The sequence below is a fragment of the Listeria farberi genome (genome assembly GCF_014229245.1).
GTDB classification, from domain to species: Bacteria; Bacillota; Bacilli; order Lactobacillales; family Listeriaceae; genus Listeria; species Listeria farberi.
Genome location: NZ_JAARZJ010000060.1, coordinates 1 through 554, shown reverse-complemented (window position 1 = coordinate 554; position 554 = coordinate 1). Strand labels below are relative to the sequence as shown.

General features: G+C 37.7%; 2 protein-coding genes. Both read left to right on the top strand.

Annotated features, from left to right (window positions below; translation table 11 throughout):
• On the top strand, positions 1–243 hold a 243-nt coding region (locus tag HCB45_RS15190), incomplete at its 5' end, for a glycosyltransferase (RefSeq protein WP_185620459.1).
• A partial coding sequence (locus HCB45_RS15185; RefSeq protein ID WP_221771133.1) for a hypothetical protein occupies positions 236–554 on the top strand: 319 nt, incomplete at its 3' end. The genes HCB45_RS15190 and HCB45_RS15185, both read left to right, overlap by 8 nt.

Genomic DNA, 554 nt, shown 5'->3' with positions numbered 1-554 from the left:
CCCGTGATAGGTGCCGATTTTCCAGAAATAAAAAAGGTCATTCAAGAAGAAAATATAGGCCTAACCGTCGATTCACATGACCCAGTCGCTATTGCAGAGGCAGTGAATCAATTGCTTGGCAACTGCGCACTTAGAGATGAGCTAAGTCACAATTGCCTACAAGCCCGTGAAAAATACAATTGGAACCATGAAAAAAAGCTATTTTTAGAAATCTATGAAGAATTAGAGGATGGACATGACTAGAAAAAAGCCCTTACTTACATTACGTGACAAGACGAAATTAAAAAATAATCGCGATCAAGCCACAGCTATTATGAAATTAACCAAAAACTACTATCAACTCGATGCATTGGAACAGTGTACTGAATTACTTCCAAAGCAAGCTAGTATTCTGGAATTAGATGAACAACTTTCCAGCCACGCGATTTATTTTGCAAAATATGCATTGGCAAAAAAAATATACGTGCCAACTAAAGAACGCCAAAAAGAAGTTCAAGAGAACATGTTACACAATCACATCCAACAAGTAGAAACTGTAGAGAACGACCCAGAGA